Source organism: Bradyrhizobium sp. ORS 375, from assembly GCF_000239775.1.
GTDB lineage: Bacteria > Pseudomonadota > Alphaproteobacteria > Rhizobiales > Xanthobacteraceae > Bradyrhizobium.
The window spans coordinates 1-3,498 of record NZ_CAFI01000172.1; the positions used below are offsets into that span (position 1 = coordinate 1).

General features: G+C 65.6%; 3 protein-coding genes and 1 tRNA gene. 1 reads left to right on the forward strand and 3 read right to left on the reverse strand.

Annotated elements, in window-relative coordinates; translation table 11 throughout:
* Window positions 1–160 precede the first annotated feature (160 nt).
* The 3 genes from BRAO375_RS14770 to BRAO375_RS14780 all read right to left on the reverse strand — a co-directional run bounded on the left by BRAO375_RS14770 (window position 161) and on the right by BRAO375_RS14780 (window position 2,705).
* On the reverse strand, window positions 161–793 hold the full coding sequence (locus BRAO375_RS14770) for an ATP-dependent Clp protease proteolytic subunit (protein WP_006611023.1): 633 nt from the start codon (window positions 791–793) through the stop codon (window positions 161–163).
* 298 nt (window positions 794–1,091) lie between these two features.
* Window positions 1,092–2,447 (reverse strand): trigger factor, encoded by a 1,356-nt coding sequence (gene tig, locus BRAO375_RS14775; protein ID WP_009028274.1) that lies wholly within the window; start codon window positions 2,445–2,447, stop codon window positions 1,092–1,094.
* A gap of 173 nt (window positions 2,448–2,620) precedes the next feature.
* Window positions 2,621–2,705, reverse strand: a tRNA-Leu gene (locus BRAO375_RS14780).
* Window positions 2,706–2,892: 187 nt separating this feature from the next.
* Between BRAO375_RS14780 and BRAO375_RS14785 the strand changes: the two genes are divergently transcribed.
* On the forward strand, window positions 2,893–3,498 hold a 606-nt coding region (locus BRAO375_RS14785; RefSeq protein ID WP_502688899.1), incomplete at its 3' end, for a cupredoxin domain-containing protein.

The following is a 3,498-nucleotide window of genomic DNA, read 5'->3' on the forward strand; positions in this document are numbered from 1 at the left end:
CGCGAAATCGCCTGAACGTTGCGTGTTTGCCACGCCTGTTTGCCGGTTGCACGGCACGGTTGCGGCCCTTTTGGGACCCCACCTTAGTACCTCTGCCGGCCGTGGGCCGGCAAAGGCGTTGTCGTGGCCTACCGAGGCCCGATTACCGGGCCCCGTTCGCTCACTTGCCCATCGCCGCCGGATCTTCCGGCCGCTTGTCGAGGACCTTGTCGATCAGGCCAAACTCCTGGGCCGCTTCCGCGGTGAGGAATTTGTCGCGTTCCAGCGCATCCTCGATGGCCTTGTAGGGCTGGCCGGTGTGCTTCACGTAGATCTCGTTGAGCCGCTTCTTGAGGCTCAGGATCTCCTGGGCGTGCAGCATGATGTCGGTCGCCTGGCCCTGGAAGCCGCCGGACGGCTGATGGACCATGATGCGCGAGTTCGGCAGCGAGAAGCGCATGTCCTTGTGGCCCGCGCACAGCAGCAGCGAACCCATCGAGGCGGCCTGGCCGGTGCACAGCGTCGACACCGCCGGACGAATGAACTGCATCGTATCGTAGATCGCGAGACCCGACGTCACCACGCCACCCGGCGAGTTGATGTACATCGCGATCTCCTTCTTCGGGTTCTCGGCCTCGAGGAAGAGAAGCTGCGCGACGATCAGGGTCGCCATGCCGTCCTCGACCGGGCCGGTCACGAAGATGATGCGCTCCTTCAGGAGGCGCGAGAAGATGTCGTAGGCGCGCTCACCGCGGTTGGTCTGCTCGACCACCATGGGCACAAGGTTCATATAGGTTTCGACGGGATCGCGCATGAATCACCCAAGGGTTGGACCAGCAGTTGAAGACGACTGGCCGCCGCAGGTGAGGCTCGTTCAGCGAGCAGCGACGGACAGTGGCCCCGTGATGCAGAACTTCAAGACCGAGCCCACAGATATGGACCATTTTCCCGGTGACAAGACCGGGTCTCCTGGCCGACCGCGAGCGAGGTCGTCGTCCTGTTCAAGCTGATTCCCGCGGCGGCGGCCAGCGCCGGAACCGGGCTGACCGGCGCTTTCGCCGGTCAACCTTAATCATGCGCTGATGTCGCGAACCCGACGAGAGGTGGCCCGATCAGGCCGCCTTGTCATCGTCGTCCTTGAACAGCTCGTCCTTGGAGACCTTCTTCTCGGTCACGTTGGCGAGCTCGAGGATGAAGTCGACGACCTTGTCCTCGTAGATCGGCGCGCGCAGCTGGGCGAGCGCCTGCGGGTTGCTGCGGTAGAAGTCCCAGACCTCCTTCTCGCGGCCCGGCATCGAGCGCGCGCGCTCGATCACGGCGCGGCTGACCTCGTCGTCGGTCACGGTGATCTTGTTCTTCTCGCCGATCTCCGAGAGCACGAGGCCGAGGCGCACGCGGCGGTCGGCGATGGTGCGGTACTCTTCCTTCGCCTTGTCCTCGGTGGTGTTCTCGTCGGCGAAGGTCTTGCCGCTCGACTTCATCTCGGCCTGGACCGAGTTCCACATCAGGTTGAACTCCTCGTCGATCAACGACGGCGGCGCATCGAACTTGTGCGTCTCGTCGAGGCGGTCGAGCAGCGCACGCTTCACGCGCTGGCGGGTGGCCTGGCTGAACTCGCCGGCGAGACGGTCGCGCATCAGCTGCTTCAGCTTTTCGAGCGATTCCAAACCGAGCGTCTTGGCGAACTCGTCGTCGACGACCTTCTCTTCCGGCGCCTCGATCGCGGTCGCGGTGGTCTCGAACTCCGCGGCCTTGCCGGCCAGCTCGTTGTTCAGATAGTTGGTCGGGAACGTGACCTTCAGCGTGCGGGTCTCGCCGACGCCGATGCCGACCAGCTGATCCTCGAAGCCGGGGATGAAGGTGTTCGAGCCGATCACGACGTCGATGCCCTCACCGGTGCCGCCGTCGAACGCGACGCCGTCGATCGTGCCCTTGAAGTTGATCTTGACCCGGTCGCCGCTAGCGGCCTTCGCACCCTCGGCCTTGGCGGCGTAGCTGCGGTTGGCGTCGGCCAGGCGCTTGATCGCCTCGTCGACATCGGCGTCGGTGATGTCGGCGACCGGCTTCTCGACCGCGAAGGTCTTGAAATCGGCAAGCGCGATCGCGGGCACGACCTCGATCGCCACCGTGTAGGTCAGGTCGGTCTGGCCGGCGAGGATCTTCTCGACCTCGGCCTCCTCGGTCGGCATCGTCACCTTCGGCTCGGTGGCGAGACGGAAGCCGCGCTCGGTGAAGATCTGCGTGTTGGTGTCGCGGATGGTCTGGTCGATGGTCTCGGCCATGACCGACTTGCCGTAGATCTTCTTCAGATGCGCGACCGGCACCTTGCCGGGGCGGAAGCCGTTGATGCGGACCTTGTCCTTGAGATCGACCAGCTTGGCGTCCGCCTTGGCGTCGAGATCCGCCGCCGGAACGCTGATCTGGAACTCGTGCTTCAAGCCTTCCGACAAGGTTTCTGTGACCTGCATGGCGTCAATCTTCTTCCGCTACGGTCCGGACACTTGCGATCCGGACACACCTGATTCAATTGTGGACGACGCGCGGCCAACGAGCCTTGCGCCGGTGGGTCGGTGCCGCCGCTCTCCCGAGATCAGGAGCGCGGCTGCGCCGTGAAACTTTGGGCAAACGCTGAGGTAGCGCTTGGTGCGGGCGGAGGGACTCGAACCCCCACAACTTTCGTCACTGGAACCTAAATCCAGCGCGTCTACCAGTTCCGCCACGCCCGCGTGAACTGCATCGATAGCCCGGCCGCGATGCCGCGGGCGGCGCGGCTTATACCACGCGTGAAACCGTCCGCAGCAAAAAAATGGGCCCGAAAGAGCACCCGCGACCCGGCCGATCGGCCAAGTTCGCGGCACAGATAAGGGAAAACGAGATGATCCGCATCCCCCTCATCACACGATGTTTTGTCGCATGACGAAGCCTGTGGACGGGGTCAGTCGCCGCGCCGTGCTCGGCTTTGCCGCAGCCTGCGCAGCGTCGTACCCACGGCCTGCGCCGGCTGCCGAACGGATGTCCGTCGCCTTGGAGGGGCGTGCCGAATCTCTCGCGCTCGCGTCCGGACGGCCCGCCTCCCGCGTCTCCCAGCTCGCCGGCGGCACAGCGGTGCTCAGGCTCGGCCGCGGCCGGTCGCTGGATCTGGCGCTGGCGAACGGACTCGCAATACCGGCCGCGCTGTCCGGCCGCGGCCTCGCTCTGCCCACGCCGCTGCTCGTCGAGCGACCGGTCGCGCCCGGCGGCCGCTCCAGCATCGCGGCGATGGCGTCGCGAGCCGGAACCGGGCTCCTCGACTTACGGCTGCTGGCTGACGGGGCCACCGCGCCGATCCGGCCGCTGCCTGTTATCGTCGATGAGGCTGCGCCGGTAACTTTTGACCGCGACGAGGTTTTCCTGGTCGAGGACTTCCGGCTGAAGCCGGAGGGCACGGCAATCGCCCCGGGGACCGACCCCAAGGACACCGAGCTGCTCTACAGCGTCAATGGACAGCTCCAGCCGGACATTGCGCTGCGCGCCCAGGCC

Bases quoted from the DNA above. Each gene is read 5' to 3' on its own strand.
- BRAO375_RS14770 (WP_006611023.1), bottom strand. From the start codon at position 793: ATGCGCGATCCCGTCGAAACCTATATGAACCTTGTGCCCATGGTGGTC.
- tig (WP_009028274.1), bottom strand. From the start codon at position 2,447: ATGCAGGTCACAGAAACCTTGTCGGAAGGCTTGAAGCACGAGTTCCAG.